The following is a 19,704-nucleotide window of genomic DNA, read 5'->3' on the forward strand; positions in this document are numbered from 1 at the left end:
TCGATAAGCACAGGATAAGCATGCTCGATCCCAATCTGCTGCGTAATGAGCCAGACGCAGTCGCTGAAAAACTGGCACGCCGGGGCTTTAAGCTGGATGTAGATAAGCTGGGCGCTCTTGAAGAGCGTCGTAAAGTATTGCAGGTAAAAACGGAAAACCTGCAAGCGGAGCGTAACTCCCGATCGAAATCCATTGGCCAGGCGAAAGCGCGCGGGGAAGATATCGAGCCTTTACGTCTGGAAGTGAACAAACTGGGCGAAGAGCTGGATGCAGCAAAAGCCGAGCTGGATGCTTTACAGGCTGAAATTCGCGATATCGCGCTGACAATCCCTAACCTGCCTGCAGATGAAGTGCCGGTGGGTAAAGACGAAAATGACAACGTTGAAGTCAGCCGCTGGGGCACCCCGCGTGAGTTCGACTTTGAAGTTCGTGACCACGTGACGCTGGGTGAAATGCACTCTGGCCTCGACTTTGCAGCAGCGGTTAAGCTGACCGGTTCGCGCTTTGTGGTGATGAAAGGGCAGATCGCACGTATGCACCGCGCATTGTCGCAGTTTATGCTGGATCTGCATACCGAGCAGCATGGCTATAGTGAAAACTATGTCCCGTATCTGGTTAACCAGGATACGCTTTACGGTACAGGTCAGTTGCCGAAATTTGCTGGCGACCTGTTCCATACCCGTCCGCTGGAAGAAGAAGCAGACACCAGTAACTACGCGCTGATCCCAACGGCAGAAGTTCCGCTGACCAACCTGGTTCGCGGTGAAATCATTGATGAAGATGACCTGCCGATTAAGATGACCGCCCATACGCCATGCTTCCGTTCTGAAGCCGGTTCTTATGGTCGTGATACCCGTGGTCTGATCCGTATGCACCAGTTCGACAAAGTTGAAATGGTTCAGATCGTGCGCCCGGAAGACTCTATGGCGGCGCTGGAAGAGATGACCGGTCATGCAGAAAAAGTCCTGCAACTGCTGGGTCTGCCGTATCGTAAAATCATCCTTTGCACTGGTGACATGGGCTTTGGCGCGTGCAAAACTTACGACCTGGAAGTATGGATCCCGGCGCAGAACACCTACCGCGAAATTTCTTCCTGCTCTAACGTCTGGGATTTCCAGGCGCGTCGTATGCAGGCACGCTGCCGCAGCAAGTCTGACAAGAAAACCCGTCTGGTTCATACCCTGAACGGTTCCGGGCTGGCTGTTGGTCGCACGCTGGTTGCGGTAATGGAAAACTATCAGCAGGCCGATGGTCGTATTGAAGTACCAGAAGTTTTGCGTCCATATATGAACGGACTGGAATATATTGGCTAATACCCAATTTTTCTGAATCTAAAAAGCGCCTGCGGGCGCTTTTTTTGTCTCCCTTTGATACCAAACAATAATTACTCGTTACTTAAGCGCAATACTACTTACGAGTGAAAATCTACCTATCCCGTTGATTTTCAAATCATTCGATGTATACAAGCCTATATAGCGCCAGCTATAAAAATAATTACACAATACGGTTTGTTACTGGAATTAATCGTGAGCAAGCTTGAGTGAGCCATTATGAAAACGAAAATCCCTGATGCGGTATTGGCTGCTGAGGTGAGTCGCCGTGGTTTGGTTAAAACGACAGCGATCGGTGGCCTGGCGATGGCCAGCAGTGCATTAACATTACCTTTTAGTCGAATAGCGCACGCTGTCGATAACGCCATTGCGGCAAATTCTGACGAGAAGGTTATCTGGAGCGCATGTACAGTTAACTGCGGTAGCCGCTGCCCACTGCGAATGCATGTCGTGGACGGTGAAATCAAATACGTCGAAACGGATAATACCGGTGATGACAATTACGACGGTCTGCATCAGGTACGCGCCTGTTTGCGTGGACGTTCCATGCGTCGCCGCGTTTATAACCCAGACCGCCTGAAATATCCGATGAAACGCGTCGGGGCGCGCGGTGAAGGCAAATTCGAGCGTATTAGCTGGGAAGAAGCCTACGACATTATCGCTACTAATATGCAGCGGCTGATTAAAGAGTACGGTAACGAATCCATCTATCTGAACTATGGCACAGGTACGCTGGGCGGCACCATGACCCGTTCCTGGCCACCGGGAAATACCCTGGTCGCGCGCCTGATGAACTGCTGCGGCGGTTATCTGAACCATTATGGTGATTATTCCTCCGCGCAAATTGCAGAAGGTCTGAACTATACCTATGGCGGCTGGGCGGATGGCAACAGCCCGTCAGATATCGAAAACAGTAAGCTGGTGGTATTGTTTGGTAATAACCCGGGCGAAACGCGAATGAGCGGCGGCGGGGTAACTTATTACCTTGAACAGGCTCGTCAGAAATCAAATGCCCGCATGATCATCATCGATCCGCGCTATACCGACACTGGTGCCGGGCGTGAAGATGAGTGGATCCCAATTCGTCCGGGAACAGATGCCGCACTGGTTAACGGTCTGGCGTACGTCATGATCACCGAAAATCTGGTTGATCAGGAATTCCTCGATAAATATTGCGTTGGCTACGACGAGAAAACCCTGCCAGCCAGTGCGCCGAAAAATGGCCACTACAAAGCCTATATTCTGGGTGAAGGGGCAGACGGCGTTGCCAAAACGCCGGAATGGGCATCGCAAATCACCGGTGTTCCGGCAGACAAAATCATCAAACTGGCTCGTGAAATCGGCAGTACCAAACCGGCGTTTATCAGCCAGGGGTGGGGGCCGCAGCGTCACGCTAATGGTGAAATCGCAACCCGTGCTATCTCGATGCTGGCGATTCTGACCGGTAACGTTGGTATCAATGGAGGGAACAGCGGCGCGCGTGAAGGTTCATACAGCTTACCGTTTGTCCGTATGCCGACTCTCGAAAACCCGATCCAGACCAGCATCTCCATGTTTATGTGGACCGATGCCATTGAACGTGGCCCGGAAATGACGGCGCTGCGTGATGGTGTTCGCGGAAAAGATAAGCTGGATGTGCCGATCAAGATGATCTGGAACTATGCCGGTAACTGCCTGATTAACCAGCATTCAGAAATTAACCGTACCCATGAAATCCTTCAGGATGATAAGAAGTGTGAGCTGATTGTGGTTATCGACTGCCACATGACATCATCCGCGAAATACGCTGATATCCTGCTGCCGGACTGCACCGCTTCCGAACAGATGGACTTTGCGCTGGATGCATCCTGCGGGAATATGTCTTACGTGATTTTCAACGATCAGGTGATTAAACCGCGCTTTGAATGTAAGACCATCTATGAAATGACCAGCGAACTGGCAAAACGTCTTGGCGTTGAGCAACAGTTTACGGAAGGTCGTACTCAGGAAGAGTGGATGCGTCACCTGTATGCGCAGTCGCGGGAAGCGATCCCTGAGTTGCCGACCTTTGAAGAGTTCCGCAAGCAGGGGATCTTTAAAAAGCGCGATCCACAAGGGCATCACGTTGCTTATAAGGCCTTCCGTGAAGATCCGCAGGCTAATCCACTGACCACGCCATCGGGCAAAATTGAGATCTATTCACAGGCGCTGGCTGACATTGCCGCTACCTGGGAATTGCCGGAAGGCGACGTGATCGATCCACTGCCGATCTACACGCCAGGTTTTGAAAGTTATCAGGATCCGCTGAACAAACAGTATCCGCTGCAACTTACAGGTTTCCACTATAAATCTCGCGTTCACTCCACCTACGGCAACGTAGACGTGCTGAAAGCGGCTTGCCGCCAGGAAATGTGGATCAACCCGCTTGATGCGCAAAAACGTGGTATCAGCAACGGCGATAAGGTCAGGATCTTTAACGATCGCGGTGAAGTTCATATTGAGGCGAAAGTGACGCCACGAATGATGCCGGGCGTGGTCGCACTGGGCGAAGGCGCCTGGTATGACCCGGATGCAAAACGTGTCGATAAGGGCGGTTGTATCAACGTACTGACCACTCAACGTCCGTCTCCTCTCGCCAAGGGGAATCCGTCGCATACAAACCTTGTTCAGGTTGAAAAGGTGTAAGGAGTAACCGATGACAACCCAGTATGGATTTTTTATTGATTCCAGCCGTTGCACCGGTTGCAAAACCTGCGAACTGGCTTGTAAAGACTACAAAGATTTGACGCCAGAAGTCAGCTTCCGCCGCATTTATGAATATGCTGGTGGCGACTGGCAGGAGGATAACGGTGTCTGGCATCAAAACGTGTTTGCCTACTATCTCTCGATTTCATGCAATCACTGCGAAGATCCGGCTTGTACCAAAGTCTGTCCGAGCGGCGCGATGCATAAACGTGAAGATGGTTTTGTCGTTGTTGATGAAGATGTGTGCATCGGCTGTCGTTACTGCCATATGGCTTGCCCGTATGGCGCACCGCAGTATAACGAAACCAAAGGGCATATGACCAAATGCGATGGTTGCTATGACCGTGTAGCGGAAGGTAAAAAGCCGATCTGCGTCGAATCTTGCCCGCTGCGGGCGCTGGATTTCGGCCCCATCGACGAGCTGCGTAAAAAACACGGCGATCTGGCGGCCGTTGCGCCATTGCCACGAGCGCACTTTACCAAACCGAATATTGTGATCAAACCTAACGCCAACAGCCGCCCAACCGGGGATACCACTGGCTATCTGGCAAATCCGAAGGAGGTGTGAGATGGGAAGTGGATGGCATGAATGGCCGTTGATGATCTTCACGGTCTTCGGGCAGTGCGTCGTGGGCGGTTTTATCGTTCTGGCATTCGCCTTGTTGAAAGGCGAGCTTCGGGCCGATACCCAACAGCGGGTGATTACCTGTATGTTTGGCTTGTGGGTACTGATGGGCATTGGCTTTATCGCCTCAATGCTTCACCTTGGCTCACCCATGCGCGCCTTTAACTCACTCAACCGGGTTGGCTCTTCGGCATTGAGTAACGAAATCGCCAGTGGTTCGATCTTTTTTGCCGTAGGTGGCATCGGCTGGTTGTTGGCAGTGCTGAAAAAGCTGTCACCGGCATTACGCACGCTGTGGCTGGTGGTGACGATGATTCTCGGCGTGGTGTTTGTCTGGATGATGGTGCGAGTTTATAACAGCATCGATACCGTACCGACCTGGTACAGCATCTGGACACCGATGGGTTTCTTCCTGACTATGTTTATGGGAGGTCCGCTGCTGGGATATTTGTTACTGCGTCTGGCGGGGGTTAATGGTTGGGTGATGCGTTTACTTCCGGCCATTTCAGTGCTGGCGCTGGTGGTGAGCGGCGTAATGTCTGTAATGCAGGGGGCTGAACTCGCTACGATTCACTCTTCTGTACAGCAGGCAGCGGCGTTAGTGCCGGATTACGGTGCACTGATGGCCTGGCGGATTGTGCTTATCGCCGTGGCACTGTGCTTGTGGATTGTACCGCAGTTAAAAGGTTCTCAGCCTGCGGTATCGCTGCTTTCCGTGTCATTCATCCTGCTTCTGGCTGGTGAGTTAATCGGGCGCGGCGTGTTCTACGGGTTGCATATGACTGTAGGGATGGCCGTTGCCAGCTAAGATGTTTATAACCGGGGTCTCGGCCCCGGTTTTCTTTTATTTCTGTTTCGTTAAGGTGTCATAACTGGTCATCAAATTACGATAATCAGGAATGTGGTTAGAGAACAGCGTCGCCAGACCTTCGATATCGTTGCGCCAGTCACGGTGCAGTTCGCAGGCGACACCAAACCACGTCATCAATTGTGCCCCTGCTTGTGACATACGATCCCATGCCGAATGCCGGGTAATTTCGTTAAAGGTTCCTGACGCGTCAGTCACCACAAAGACATCGAAACCTTCTTCAATCGCCGAAAGCGCCGGGAATGCTACGCAAACTTCGGTGACCACTCCGGCGATAATCAACTGCTTTTTACCTGTCGCCTTGACCGCTTTAACAAAATCTTCGTTATCCCAGGCGTTAATATTTCCCGGACGGGCAATATACGGTGCATCCGGGAACTGTGCTTTCAGTTCAGGGACTAATGGGCCGTTAGGACCGGTTTCAAAACTGGTAGTAAGAATGGTGGGTAGATTGAAATATTTGGCTAAGTCACCCAGCGCCAGCACGTTATTTTTAAATTTGTCAGGTTCAATATCCCGCACGAGGGAAAGTAAACCGGCCTGGTGATCAACTAACAAAACAGCAGCATCATTTTTATCGAGACGAACATACGGTTTGGTCATTCTCTTCTCCTTTCGAGAGTCAGTGGTACGCCTGAAATCGTTCAGACGCGATGCGTTGCCCTGAAAGCATAGACGGGAAATTCAGGTTTGCAGTGACCATGAAATTTTTCGACTGAACTAAACATATGAACGTTACGTTAGATCAATAAAAACAATTAGATGAGACTGATTATCTTTTCGTTATTAGTGTTATGAATGAGTAATATAAATCGATAATACAGCCGCTGCGTTATGTACGTATTTTCACCCATTGACAATGTTTTTGGCGGTGGCATGATGCGCATGAAATTTGAACTTCCTCACGGTTTTCATTCATGTCCACGTATACCCGGCCTGTCATGCTTTTGCTGTCTGGCCTACTTTTGTTGACTCTGGCGATCGCGGTGTTAAATACACTCGTGCCGCTATGGCTCGCCCAGGTACACTTGCCCACATGGCAGGTCGGCGTCGTCAGTTCGTCTTATTTTACCGGCAACCTGGTCGGTACATTACTGACAGGGTATTTCATTAAACGCTTTGGGTTTAATCGCAGCTATTACCTTGCTTCCTTTATTTTTGCTGCGGGTTGTGCCGGGCTTGGCTTGATGATTGGTTTCTGGAGCTGGTTAGCCTGGCGTTTCGTCGCAGGCGTTGGTTGCGCCATGATTTGGGTGGTGGTAGAAAGCGCGCTGATGTGCAGCGGTACGTCACGTAACCGTGGGCGGTTACTTGCCGCCTATATGATGGTTTATTATGTGGGGACGTTTTTAGGTCAGTTACTGCTCAGTAAAGTTTCAACCGAGTTGATGAGCGTATTGCCGTGGGCTACAGGGTTGACCCTGGCAGGGATCTTGCCGCTGCTGTTTACTCGTATCGTGAATCAGCAGGCTGAGAACCATGCTTCGACGCCAATTACGTCAATGCTAAAACTTCGTCAGGCGCGGCTTGGCGTGAACGGCTGTATTATCTCGGGAATCGTTCTGGGGTCTTTGTATGGCCTGATGCCGCTGTACCTCAATCATAAAGGGATTAGCAACGCCAGCATTGGCTTCTGGATGGCGGTTCTGGTTAGTGCTGGTATCCTTGGGCAATGGCCAATTGGTCGTCTGGCAGATAAATTTGGTCGCTTGCTGGTACTGCGCGTTCAGGTATTTGTCGTCATTCTCGGTAGTATTGCGATGTTAAGTCAGGCGGCAATGGCACCTGCGTTGTTCATCCTCGGTGCAGCCGGTTTTACGCTCTATCCGGTGGCGATGGCCTGGGCTTGCGAGAAAGTTGAACATCATCAGTTGGTGGCAATGAATCAGGCGTTATTGTTAAGTTATACCGTCGGTAGTCTGCTTGGCCCGTCTTTTACTGCCATGTTAATGCAGAATTTCTCTGATAATCTGCTGTTTATCATGATCGCCAGTGTGTCGTTTATTTATTTACTCATGCTGCTTCGCAACGCCGGTCATACACCAAAACCCGTTGCTCACGTGTAAATGAATGAGTGCAGAGTGTGAACTGGCTGTTTCGCACTCTGTTTTTTGTTTCCGCTGTACAACTATTTTTTAGCAAATTTTATTCGTTAAAAAATAAAGTGTGCAGCAGGTTATAATTTTGCATTCCGCTATTTCCGCACGTCTTGTTTGCCGCGCATAATTCCTCGTTTTCTAAATATCCATTAAATATTGGCGAAGGATCGAACTATGGCTGGAAACGTTCAGGAAAAACAGTTGCGATGGTACAACATTGCTTTGATGTCATTTATTACCGTTTGGGGCTTTGGCAACGTTGTAAATAACTATGCCAACCAGGGACTGGTGGTTGTTTTTTCATGGGTATTTATTTTTGCGCTCTATTTCACACCTTATGCCCTGATTGTCGGCCAGTTAGGTTCGACCTTTAAAGACGGGAGAGGGGGCGTTAGTACCTGGATTAAACATACCATGGGGCCAGGGCTGGCTTACCTTGCAGCATGGACCTACTGGGTGGTGCATATTCCTTATTTGGCACAAAAACCACAGGCAATACTGATCGCGCTCGGTTGGGCGATGAAAGGCGATGGTTCGTTAATCAAAGAATATTCGGTCGTAGCGTTACAGGGGTTAACGCTGGTGCTGTTTATCTTCTTTATGTGGGTTGCCTCCCGAGGCATGAAGTCACTGAAAATTGTTGGTTCAGTGGCAGGGATTGCGATGTTTGTCATGTCGCTCCTCTATGTGGCGATGGCGGTAACCGCGCCTGCGATTACTGAAGTGCATATTGCGACTACTAATATTACCTGGGAAACATTCATACCACATATCGATTTCACCTACATTACCACCATTTCAATGCTGGTTTTTGCGGTTGGTGGTGCTGAGAAGATTTCTCCTTACGTTAACCAAACACGCAACCCAGGAAAAGAATTTCCAAAAGGGATGTTGTGTCTGGCAGGCATGGTAGCAGTATGTGCGATTCTCGGCTCACTGGCGATGGGGATGATGTTTGACTCGCGCAATATTCCCGATGATTTGATGACTAACGGTCAGTATTACGCCTTCCAGAAGCTGGGGGAGTATTACAATATGGGTAATACCTTAATGGTGATTTATGCCATTGCGAACACTCTGGGGCAAGTTGCCGCACTGGTATTTTCGATTGATGCACCGCTTAAAGTGTTATTAGGCGATGCCGACAGCAAATATATTCCAGCAAGTTTATGTCGTACCAACGCTTCTGGTACGCCGGTTAATGGTTATTTTCTGACTCTGGTGCTGGTGGCGATCCTGATTATGCTACCGACTCTCGGCATCGGTGATATGAACAATCTCTATAAATGGCTGTTGAATCTTAACTCGGTAGTGATGCCGCTGCGTTATTTGTGGGTATTTGTTGCGTTTATTGCTGTCGTTCGCCTGGCGCAGAAATATAAACCAGAGTATGTCTTTATTCGTAATAAGCCGATGGCAATGACCGTCGGGATATGGTGTTTTGCCTTTACCGCTTTTGCCTGCCTGACAGGAATTTTCCCTAAAATGGAAGCCTTCACTGCAGAGTGGACATTCCAATTGGCACTGAACATTACTACGCCATTTGTCCTCGTTGGACTGGGGCTAATATTCCCGCTGCTTGCACGTAAAGCGAATACAAAATAGTCATCATGCCCCGGTTCGCCGGGGCTATGATATCAAATAGATTAAAATTAGATCAGGCCTGATAAGGCAAAAGTTAAGCTTTTCTTAAGAGATGAAAGAATATCAACGCTACCGTGATAATACGAATTTTAGTTATCGGAGATCTTTATTTTTAGATATGGTGATAGTTTTAATTATTGGTTATTTTGCAAGTTATTATTTGGGGCTCTGGAGTAAACTCTTGCGCATCGTAATAACATGATTTTTACGGCTAAATTTTCAACAAAGAGTGGTAATGTAAACTCGGATTTTTTGATCTGCATCAATGAATTTGCATGTTGCTAATTATGGTTAAATTTTCTGAGAATGATTGCAGTTATTGTTTGGATATGCAGATGGTATATTGATTCACTGGCGTAATATTCTGTTAAAATCAAATTTTATAGTGTTTTAATCTGTCAAAAATCATCTCCCGACAGAATCTTCTCATGCCTGGTGTAGTTCACAGTCTTTTGTTTTAAAAATAAAATAGTGCTCTAATGTTGCATCTATTGTTTTATCGAACGTGTGTTCCTGAAAATATTTATCTGTTAGGTTGATGGACAAATTACAGCCTGGGCAGTGAAATTTTCACGATCACTTTCTGACTAAATCTTACTTTAAAGTTACTGATTAATATATTTGGGCTAAGAGAGTCGTATTACACATGTCTTAAATAAGATAAATAAACAGAATGGATTACTGACAATAGATACTAATACCTCTTTTGGATAGTTATAGAGTAGATATCACAACTCGGCAGGATGTGCTAGTTGTGTTGTTACAGGGTAATTTTTTCATATCTAAATTATTTCGTTGAAAAATTAACGAAAGGCGGTAGCGTGGGTGAAAGATACAAAGATGAGTGTTACATATAACAATATTGTTCTGGTTAAAATAAGAAGCATGATAATCACTTGTGGAAATTAAGAAAAAATTAATCTTCTCATCATGACATATTTGTTATATGGGAATAATGAAATTAAGAAAGTCATAAAGAGGAGGGTAACATCATCTAATATACAGAACTTTATACGATATTATATTAAAGCTATTGATAACATTTTAGTCAGAACACCAGTATGTATAGCATTACCGAAAAATTAAACTCAAGATTTAACACTGCGGTTATATTAGCTGTTACTGTCTATATTGTCTTGTCATTTATTACCGCAATTGACTTCCATAAAAAAATAGCAGAAAACTCTTCACGGATTAACCTTATACTCATCAATAACAATTTGAATAATTTTTTTTCTAAAGTTGAAAAAGAGGCTGATGCATTAAAAGATGCAATTTATCTGTTAAATGATGAAGATGAAATAAAGCGAGCGGTCCTTCATCGCATGAAAAAAATAGACGCGGTTAATTTAGTGGGGATAATGCTCAATAATGGAAGATATCTTAGCTTTATTCGAGCTGAGAATGGTGAGGTAAAATTCCTGGGGAAATCAGAACCCGGTAAACCTTTTATTGGGGACGATGGTAATATTAGCGATAACTACTTTAACCCGGAATCACGCCCCTGGAATAAATTACCGGCAGGGACTTATTCAAAATGGTCACCATGGTATAATTGTTATGGTATTGCCGGAAAAAAATGTTTTTCGTTTTCTCTACGACCATCCGAAGAAGAAAAAGATTCATTTGCTCTGAAGTTAATACATCTGGATCTTGATGAAAGATATTTCAGTAATTTTTTAAATAAACTAGGTAGTGATGCTGACATTCTATTCATGGAACAAAATAAAAGGATTATGGTAGGTAATGAAAAATCAATGTTACATCTTATTGTCCGCGAGTCATCGGGAAGTTATAACATAAGTAATAATAGTGGCAACTATATAGACAATATCATCTCACTCCCCAGGCTTCCTGATGTCAGATTCCATTATTTTTACTATCAAAAAGCAGAAGATGCAAACATCAATAAATATTTTACATTGATGTTTTTATGTGGCTTGGTTTGTTTTTGTTTATTATGGTATATCGTTGAAAAAATAACAAAAAAAATTAAAGGCGAATCCAGCAAACTAATAGAACATCTGAAAAAATTAGCCAGTTCAGTATATCGCGACGACACAATTGATATTGTGCAAAATGATAGTAGCGAGATTGTTGAACTCAAAAAAATCATTAATAATATCAGTTATAAATACAAGGAGCGTATGGACCGATTACTTAATCTTGTGTCCTATGAACAAGGAAGTTGCTTCTATATTAATAAGGCTGTTATTGAAACTAATAATAAAACCTATTTGGCAGTTGGTATGCTTTGCATCTATGGATTAGAGTTTGTTGAGGCGATATATGGAAATCAGAAATTTTATGAAATTGTTAATGATATAAAATCGAAGATATCACGAAAATATTCAAAATATTGTGATATCGTAAAAGTCTCAACTGAAACATACTTGCTGCTGTGCCACACTCACTGCGAAGAGTTCATCGAAAGATTATCTGTTTTAAACTTCCCTGAACATATATTTTGCATAAGAAATATTTATATTCATAAGATTGCCATTTGTGAAACTTTTTCAGGGGGAAATGTTTCGATTTATGAAGGGAAGCTGAAACTGGCATTAACAGCTATGCGAGAAAATAAAGAATCTGAATTTATGTTTTATGATGACATCAAAGTTCATGAACTTGATCAAAAGGTGTGGGTGGCAGGAAATATAAAAAAAGCGATTTCGAGTAGTGAACTTTATTTAGTATATCAACCGATTGTTGATATGGATAATAATAGGGTTGTAGGCGCTGAGGCGTTATGCCGCTGGTTATCCGTCGAAAATGGGGCAATACCGCCATCAATTTTTGTACCTGTTGCTGAAGAAATAGGATTAATTAAAGAACTGGGTTATTTTGTTCTCGAAACGGCTATTAGCGAATTTGGTGCCTTTAGCCGTGAATATGAGGTTGCTAACGATTTTCTCTTGCATATCAATGTTTCTCCATGGCAATTAAATGAATTTGACTTCCACACTCGTGTTCTTACTTTAATTAATGCATTTGATGTAAATGCTGAACAAATCTGTCTGGAGATCACCGAGTCAGCAGTAAAAGATATAAATGATAGCTTTTACAATAATATAAACATTTTAAAAGAAAACGGTATCAAGATTTCTCTTGATGATTTCGGTAGTGGATTAGCTGACCTGAAAAAACTTTATAAAGTAAGACCTGATAGTATTAAAATTGATTCAGAGTTTACCTCTGGTATTTTCAATGAAACTAACAAGATTGTGTACTTTATATCCAGCCTTGCTCGTGAAGAAAATATGCCGGTAATAGCTGAAGGTGTTGAAACTGAAAGTCAGGCCAGAGAATTGCAAAAATTAGGATTCTCTCATGTTCAGGGATACTTATACCAGAAACCGTTACCGTTTTCAGAATGGCATATAGACAGCAAACCGAAAAAAAGAAAATAAAGCAATGTTAAAATATAAGAAAAAGGCGGCAGTAATCTGTTTTTTGTATTTTTTGTTCGTCTCTGTAGTAACTTGTTATTTATACACCATTTATGTTAAGGGCCGCATTAATTCGGTGAAGGTATCTATTGTAGATAGTGGGCTTGCAATAGCTAATGTTTCTGAGTATCGCCGCTCAGTATCTAATAATATATTTTATGAACTAGATATTGCCCCAGAAGAATTGGTAAAAAAAATACGCAATAGCTTTGCTGGCTATGAAAATCCTGGATATTTGTATGATCTCGGTCCTTATATTATTAGCGATGGTAAATGTATTAAAGTTACAACGAAAGGGGATGATTTTTGTGGCGACATAGTTTCCTCTATTCGGGTAATGAACGAATTTGAGAGAGGTGTTATTGGTTTAAAAGATAAGTACTATATTTATTATGCTCATCCCATTGCCAAACGAACAATTTTGATATCAGTGGTAGATCCTGAACGTTATTTATCTTTGATTAGAAATCAGTCAGGGGAACGAGAAGATATCTATATCTCATTTTATGATATTAATGATAATGAAAAGAAAATCGCAGGTGATGATTTTTTGATAAATGATGCTGTATTTGAGATGTCAGCTATCACTCTGTCGTATTCTTACCTTCCAGAAATGATGTTTATTGTTGCCTATAAAAAAAGTAAATATCTCTATATATGTATGTTATTTGTTTTTGCATCGGCAATATCTGCAGTCATACTGTATATTAATTATATTAAATTACTACGGAATATTATAAATAAGGGTAGATTGGAAAAAGAATCTATATTGTCGAATCATCAATATGATTTACGTGGAGAAAATCTATTCTTTAATACGGAAGAGATTAATGCAATTCGAGAGATATATGACTTTGGCACTTGTGATGCATTAACTCGGGCTTCTGGTCGTCGGAGTTTTGATAAGGAAATCAAGATGCTGAGCAAGAATTTTGGCTACCTGTGTCTATTTGATGTGGATAAATTTAAAACCATTAATGATAAGTTTGGCCATCTGTTTGGTGATGAAGTACTCATCAAACTTGTTAACCTTATTAAAGATGAGTTACCCCGTCGTGAAGGGGAAATATACCGGTTTGGCGGTGATGAGTTTGCTATTATTTATTATGAGAAAGATAAAAATAAACTATCAAGAATTTTGCACAGAGTTGTTCATTTCGCAATCGGTGGGTTAAATTGTAGTTGCAGCATAGGAGTTGCCAGTACAGATGAGTGCATGAATAACATTGAACGGTTGAAATTGCTGGCAGATGAACGGTTATACAAAAGTAAGCAAAATGGCAGAGCACAGATAACGTGGTGTTGATATTTAAATTTGCATGACATTGGTCATCAATGTTTATAAAAATCACACTATTCAAGCCATATTTTTAATAAATCGTTAAGTGCAATGATCTTAAAAAATAAAGAAATATTAAACAAAATCCTTTTGGTTGTTGCTATATTGCTATGTTTTGTCTTTTTATCAATTGTTGAGCAACCACTTGGATTTTATCAACAAACATTATTTTCAATTATTATTTGCATCGCTGTCATTTTCCTTAATTTGCTCAAGGGAAGGATGATTTCCCTGATTTTAATGGGTGTTGGAATACTCATATCATCCCGATATCTATGGTGGCGTTACTCCTCTTCAGTCATCCTGAATGAATTTCCAGACTGCTTATTTTCAGTCACGTTATTAGCTGCTGAAACGTATGCCTGGTTTGTTTTATTACTTGGTTACTTTCAGGTTTGCTTCCCGCTGAACAGAGAAAGTATACCCTTACCAGAGAATAAAGAAGAATGGCCCACCGTAGATATATTAATACCCACATATAACGAACCCTTTACAGTCGTGAAGAATACAGTTTATGGTGCATTGGCTTTAGACTGGCCAAAGGATAAATTACATATCTGGATCCTTGATGATGGCGCCAGGGACGAGTTCAGGAAATTCGCGAACGAGTCAGGAATTTACTATATCGCAAGAGAAACACATGAACATGCTAAGGCCGGAAATATAAATAATGCGCTTAAAATAGCTAATGGCGAATTTGTTGCTATTTTCGATTGCGATCATATACCCTCAGTATCTTTTTTAAAGAAAACAATGGGCTGGTTTATTGCCGATAAAAAATTATCGATGTTGCAAACACCACATCATTTTTTTTCCCCCGATCCTTTTGAGCGAAATTTGGGGCAGTTTCGGCAAAAGCCAAATGAAGGACACCTTTTTTATGGGTTAATCCAGAATGGTACGGATACATGGAATGCTTCATTTTTTTGTGGTTCATGTGCAATCATCCGTAGATCTGCTCTGGATGAGGTTGGAGGCATTGCAGTCGAAACAGTAACTGAAGATGCGCATACGTCGTTACGCTTGCATCGTGCAGGTTATAGCTCTGCATATCTTCGCTATCCTCTGGCTGCCGGCCTGGCCACAGAAACATTGTCTGCTCATATTGGACAACGGATTCGATGGGCTCGAGGCATGATTCAAATCTTGCGTATTGACAATCCATTATTGGGCAAGGGGCTGACATTATCACAGCGCCTTTGCTATCTCAGCAGCATGATGCATTTTTTATCAGGTGTGCCACGACTGATTTTCTTGTTCGCACCGTTATGTCCTATTTTCTTTTCGGTCAACCTGATCGATGCATCAGTTGCAGATATTATGTCTTATGTTTTACCTTATCTATTTGTTATTGTTTTAACTAATTCAAGAGTACAAGGTAAATACAGACATTCATTCTGGAATGAGATTTATGAAATGGTTCTGGCCTGGTATATTACGCTACCAACGCTTGTAGCTTTACTTGCGCCAGCAAAAGGGCGTTTCAACGTTACGGCCAAAGGAGGGCTGATAAAAAATAAGTTTGTTGACTGGCGAATTTCCTACCCCTATCTTATTTTTGCCATTTTAAATGTAATTGGACTGATAATAGGTATTGTTAATGTTTATAGTTTGCAAGGGCATATCGCCATCCTGAATTTTTTTTGTTTGATTTGGCTGTTTTATAATACAATTATCATTGGCGCAACTTTGGCTGTTTCTATTGAACAAAAGCAGGTGCGTTTTTCTCCCCGTATTGATGTTTCTTTCAAGGGCGTTATACAACTGGAAGATGGCCGGAGCTATCCTTGTTCTGTTCTTGATTTTTCCGAAGGAGGATTAGGCGTTATCCTTGATAATATCTCCGACGTAAAAAATATTGTTAAAGCACAGCGGTTGTCTCTTTATCTGGATGATAGTAACGGAAAGTGTGATATACCGGTAGAAATAGTTCATGCCTACAATAATAAAATTGGTCTGAAGATTATGCCAATGAGTCATGAACAAAATGTTAATTATGTAAGAGCAACGTTTTCTCGTGATTCACTATGGCAAGAGTGGAATGATAAAATTAAACGAGACAATATTCTAAAGAGTTTTATTGAAATATGTTTTATCTCTCTGAAAGGTTATTGCAATATGGTTTTTTATATTCTCCGGACACTGAAAGGCAGTTCCAAAAGTCAGTTCTAATTTCTGATTGCTAATTAAATATATTATTTTTATTTATTATGGTTGTTGAATCTTTTAAAATGGAAAGAAAATTTTTGAGATTAAGTGCTGCAATAATTGGCTTGGGGTTATTATGTTTTTACCAGGCAAATACAGCATCGGCTACAGTAATTCATAAGCCTTCCTCAGGAGGAGTATTACCCGCTATCCAGAAGGAAAATAGCTCTGCTTATGCGAAAGAGTCATCTCGCTATTTTAAACTCCCATTTACACAAATCGCACCAGCGCCAGGAAACATAGTCCTGAATGGAGTTAACCCACAGGGGCAAATTGAGTTTGGTATGCGTAGCGATGAAATAGTGTCAGAAGCGAAACTAAAACTTGAATACACTCCATCACCGTCGCTGATCCCTGTCCAGTCACAGCTTAAGGTCTATCTTAATGACGAGTTGATGGGGGTATTGCCGATTACCAAAGAACAACTGGGGAAGAAAACGCTGGCGGAAATAACTCTTAACCCATTGTATTTTTCGGATTTTAATCGCTTGCGCCTCGAATTAATTAGTCACTACCAGAGCGCCTGCGAAAACCCGACCAGCAGCAATTTGTGGCTTGATATTGGACGTACCAGTGAACTTGAACTGGTAGTTCAGAGACTCAATTTGAAAAATGATCTTTCATATCTTCCTGTACCGTTCGTTGATCCGCGAGATAACCGCCCTAATACATTGCCGATGGTTTTTGCCGGTACTCCTGGGACTGGTTTGCAGCAGGCATCAGCTATTGTCGCTTCGTGGTTTGGTTCGCAATCTGGCTGGCGTGGTCACCGATTTCCGGTTTTCTATAACCAGTTACCGGAAAGTAATGCAGTAGTCTTTGCCACTAACAATAGACGCCCAGACTTTCTGCGCGAGCATCCGTTGGTGAATGCGCCTGTTATTAAAATGATCAGTCATCCACAAAATCCCTTTGTCAAATTGCTGGTGCTTTTTGGCCGCGATGATAAAGATTTATTACAGGCGGCAAAAGGTCTTGCACAGGGAAATATACTATTTCGCGGCGATAGCGTGGTCGTAAATGACGTGAAGCCGTTACTGCCGCGTAAACCTTATGATGCGCCAAACTGGGTACGCACTGATCGTCCTGTAACTTTCGCAGAGCTTAAAAATTATGAAGGGCAGTTACAGGCAAGTGCCCTGGAGTCTGCGACAATTAATGTTTCATTTAATTTGCCACCTGATCTCTTTCTATTGCGTAATCGTGGGGTTGATATGAAGATTAACTATCGTTATACCACGCCAACGATAGGTGGTTCACGCATGGATGTCAGCCTTAATAACCAGTACCTTGAATCTTTCCGGCTAAGTCCGAAATCTGCTACTGATAGGTTGTTGTTACGTTTACCTTTATTGCAAGAATTGTTGGATGGTAATAATGAAATTAACATTCCTGCGCTGACGTTAGGGGCGCTTAATCAATTACGATTTAATTTTGAGTACGTTAATACAATGCCGCGCTCTGATGCCGATAACTGTATTATTTCCCGGCCTCTAAAAAATCATGCGGTTATTGCAGATGATTCCACTATCGATTTTTCAAAGTACCATCACTTTATCGCAATGCCAGATTTACGCGCTTTTGCCAGCTCAGGCTTTCCATTTAGCCGCATGGCCGATCTATCAGAAACGGTTGTGGTTATGCCTGAAAATCCTGGCACAACGCAAGTTGAAACATTATTAAATACCCTTGGACTGATTGGTGCTCAAACTGGATTTCCGGCAATTAATCTGACAATTACTGATGATATAGGTTCTGTCCAGGACAAGGATTCAGATATCCTGTTAATAGGAAGACTTCCGCAAGAATTTGCAGACAATCAGCAAATTAATCTGCTCATTGAGGCAACAACAAGTTGGGTAAAAAGCCCAATACGGCACTCTGATTACGCCAAAATTATGACAGATAACGACGATCAAAAACCTGAAATACAAACAACTATAAATTCTCCATTGCCAATGGCGGCGATAGTTGGTTTTCAGTCTCCATATCATACCCAACGTAGCGTAATTGCTTTAATGTCCGAGGGATCACGCGGAGATACGCTACTCAACAATGCGTTAATTAATAGTACAAAACGCGGCAATATTTTTGGTTCAGTCGCGGTTATTCGTGAATCTGGCGTCAATAGTTTACGAGTTGGAGATACTTATTACGTTGGGCATCTCCCCTGGATTGAACGAGTGCAATATGTGTTAGCCAGACACCCCATTCTACTGGCAGTGCTGGCAACTCTCAGTGTGGTGCTATTGGCGTGGGTAGTATGGCGTCTGTTACGTAACATTAGTCGCCGTCGTCTGAACCCTCATCAACAGTAATTCATCGTCATTTCTATTTTGCGGCTCCATTCTGTCCTGACTTTATACAGGCAGGGAGCTGCGCCCGTTCAGTTTTTAATAAAAAGTGAGTTAACACCTGATTGAGGCAGGCATGTACAAATTCACCCTAAATTTACTCACAATATCCCTTGGTTTGGCGGTAATGTCGATGGCGAAAGCCACACCAACTGCACACAAGCTGTTAATGGCGCAGATTCGATTGGGCGAAGACATTCACCGTGAAGATCTGGTCGAACAGTCGCTTTATCGTCTTGAATTGGCGGAACCTGATAATCCAGATGTCGTTGCGGCGCGTTTTCGCTATCTGCTGCGTAAGGGGGATATTGAAGGCGCGCAAAAACAACTTACCAGACTTTCCCTGTTCGCTCCTGATTCAAAAATATATAAAGCATCGCGCACGGCCATGCGACTTTCTTCGCCTGAGGGGCGTCAGGCACTGCAAATGGCACGCTTACAAGCTATCTCCGGGCGACATAAAGAGGCTATCGACAGTTACGACAAGCTATTTAACGGGGCACCGCCAGATATCGAAATGGCGCTGGAATACTGGGGGGCAATGACGCAAATTGCCTCCCGTCGCAACGAAGCGATTCGTCAGTTGAACATACTTAATATTGATAATCCTGACTCTGGTGCCATATTTGGGGCGCTGGGGCAGGCGTATTCCCAGAATGGCGATCGCGCTAATGCGGTGGCGAATCTGGAAAAAGCCCTCGCGCTGGACCCGAACAGCAGCAACAACGACAAGTGGAACAGTCTGCTGAAGGTGAATCGCTACTGGCTGGCGATCCAGCAGGGCGATGCTGCGCTGAAAGCCAATAATCCCGACCGGGCAGAACGCCTGTTCCAGCAGGCGCGCAATGTCGATAACACCGACAGCTATGCAGTGCTGGGGCTGGGCGATGTGGCGATGGCACGCAAAGATTACCCCGCTGCCGAACGCTATTATCAGCAGACCTTGCGTATGGACAGCAGCAACACCAACGCCGTGCGCGGACTGGCGAATCTTTATCGCCAGCAGTTGCCGGAAAAAGCCGAAGCGTTTATTGCCTCGCTTTCTGCCAGCCAGCGGCGCAGC

The 19,704-nt window shown here is 43.7% G+C and carries 12 protein-coding genes; 11 read left to right on the forward strand and 1 reads right to left on the reverse strand.

Features of this window, described 5'->3' with window-relative positions; all coding sequences use genetic code 11:
• The first annotated feature begins 20 nt into the window (after window positions 1–20).
• The 4 genes from serS (at window position 21) to HEM79_RS11610 (ending at window position 5,488) form a co-directional block, all read left to right on the forward strand.
• Window positions 21–1,313 (forward strand): serine--tRNA ligase, encoded by a 1,293-nt coding sequence (gene serS / locus HEM79_RS11595; protein WP_000886683.1) that lies wholly within the window; start codon window positions 21–23, stop codon window positions 1,311–1,313.
• A 237-nt stretch (window positions 1,314–1,550) separates the two neighbouring features.
• Window positions 1,551–3,995 (forward strand): dimethylsulfoxide reductase subunit A, encoded by a 2,445-nt coding sequence (gene dmsA, locus HEM79_RS11600; RefSeq protein WP_000850273.1) that lies wholly within the window; start codon window positions 1,551–1,553, stop codon window positions 3,993–3,995.
• Window positions 3,996–4,005: 10 nt separating this feature from the next.
• Window positions 4,006–4,623, forward strand: coding sequence for a dimethylsulfoxide reductase iron-sulfur subunit DmsB (gene dmsB, locus HEM79_RS11605; protein ID WP_000213098.1), 618 nt, complete (start codon window positions 4,006–4,008; stop codon window positions 4,621–4,623).
• A 1-nt stretch (window position 4,624) separates the two neighbouring features.
• A complete protein-coding gene (locus HEM79_RS11610; protein WP_000534710.1) occupies window positions 4,625–5,488 on the forward strand; it encodes a dimethyl sulfoxide reductase anchor subunit family protein in 864 nt (287 codons plus the stop codon).
• A gap of 36 nt (window positions 5,489–5,524) precedes the next feature.
• Here HEM79_RS11610 and ycaC read toward each other — a convergent pair whose 3' ends face one another.
• Window positions 5,525–6,151, reverse strand: coding sequence for an isochorismate family cysteine hydrolase YcaC (gene ycaC, locus HEM79_RS11615; RefSeq protein ID WP_000165876.1), 627 nt, complete (start codon window positions 6,149–6,151; stop codon window positions 5,525–5,527).
• Window positions 6,152–6,465: 314 nt separating this feature from the next.
• Between ycaC and HEM79_RS11620 the strand changes: the two genes are divergently transcribed.
• From HEM79_RS11620 to HEM79_RS11650, 7 genes are all read left to right on the forward strand, one after another.
• Window positions 6,466–7,614, forward strand: coding sequence for an MFS transporter (locus HEM79_RS11620; RefSeq protein WP_176242830.1), 1,149 nt, complete (start codon window positions 6,466–6,468; stop codon window positions 7,612–7,614).
• Window positions 7,615–7,821: 207 nt separating this feature from the next.
• On the forward strand, window positions 7,822–9,252 hold the full coding sequence (locus HEM79_RS11625; protein ID WP_000918532.1) for an APC family permease: 1,431 nt from the start codon (window positions 7,822–7,824) through the stop codon (window positions 9,250–9,252).
• 1,100 nt (window positions 9,253–10,352) lie between these two features.
• Window positions 10,353–12,701 carry a sensor domain-containing phosphodiesterase gene (locus HEM79_RS11630; RefSeq protein ID WP_176242831.1) on the forward strand — a complete coding sequence of 783 codons (2,349 nt, stop codon included), beginning with the start codon at window positions 10,353–10,355 and terminating at the stop codon, window positions 12,699–12,701.
• A 4-nt stretch (window positions 12,702–12,705) separates the two neighbouring features.
• Window positions 12,706–14,046 (forward strand): GGDEF domain-containing protein, encoded by a 1,341-nt coding sequence (locus tag HEM79_RS11635; protein WP_176242832.1) that lies wholly within the window; start codon window positions 12,706–12,708, stop codon window positions 14,044–14,046.
• Window positions 14,047–14,106: 60 nt separating this feature from the next.
• Window positions 14,107–16,251 carry a UDP-forming cellulose synthase catalytic subunit gene (gene bcsA, locus HEM79_RS11640; protein ID WP_309491259.1) on the forward strand — a complete coding sequence of 715 codons (2,145 nt, stop codon included), beginning with the start codon at window positions 14,107–14,109 and terminating at the stop codon, window positions 16,249–16,251.
• 59 nt (window positions 16,252–16,310) lie between these two features.
• A complete protein-coding gene (gene bcsB / locus HEM79_RS11645; protein WP_176240933.1) occupies window positions 16,311–18,605 on the forward strand; it encodes a cellulose biosynthesis cyclic di-GMP-binding regulatory protein BcsB in 2,295 nt (764 codons plus the stop codon).
• 112 nt (window positions 18,606–18,717) lie between these two features.
• Window positions 18,718–19,704: tetratricopeptide repeat protein (locus HEM79_RS11650; RefSeq protein WP_183082702.1), on the forward strand; the 987-nt coding region annotated here is incomplete at its 3' end.

Origin of the sequence: Escherichia sp. 93.0816, from assembly GCF_013368855.2 — a bacterium.
Lineage (GTDB): Bacteria > Pseudomonadota > Gammaproteobacteria > Enterobacterales > Enterobacteriaceae > Escherichia > Escherichia ruysiae.

What these genes read in the sequence shown, in the direction of transcription:
- serS (WP_000886683.1), top strand. Translation starts at nt 21, where the DNA reads ATGCTCGATCCCAATCTGCTGCGTAATGAGCCAGACGCAGTCGCTGAA.
- dmsA (WP_000850273.1), top strand. Translation starts at nt 1,551, where the DNA reads ATGAAAACGAAAATCCCTGATGCGGTATTGGCTGCTGAGGTGAGTCGC.
- dmsB (WP_000213098.1), top strand. Translation starts at nt 4,006, where the DNA reads ATGACAACCCAGTATGGATTTTTTATTGATTCCAGCCGTTGCACCGGT.
- HEM79_RS11610 (WP_000534710.1), top strand. Translation starts at nt 4,625, where the DNA reads ATGGGAAGTGGATGGCATGAATGGCCGTTGATGATCTTCACGGTCTTC.
- ycaC (WP_000165876.1), bottom strand. Translation starts at nt 6,151, where the DNA reads ATGACCAAACCGTATGTTCGTCTCGATAAAAATGATGCTGCTGTTTTG.
- HEM79_RS11620 (WP_176242830.1), top strand. Translation starts at nt 6,466, where the DNA reads ATGTCCACGTATACCCGGCCTGTCATGCTTTTGCTGTCTGGCCTACTT.
- HEM79_RS11625 (WP_000918532.1), top strand. Translation starts at nt 7,822, where the DNA reads ATGGCTGGAAACGTTCAGGAAAAACAGTTGCGATGGTACAACATTGCT.
- HEM79_RS11630 (WP_176242831.1), top strand. Translation starts at nt 10,353, where the DNA reads ATGTATAGCATTACCGAAAAATTAAACTCAAGATTTAACACTGCGGTT.
- HEM79_RS11635 (WP_176242832.1), top strand. Translation starts at nt 12,706, where the DNA reads ATGTTAAAATATAAGAAAAAGGCGGCAGTAATCTGTTTTTTGTATTTT.
- bcsB (WP_176240933.1), top strand. Translation starts at nt 16,311, where the DNA reads ATGGAAAGAAAATTTTTGAGATTAAGTGCTGCAATAATTGGCTTGGGG.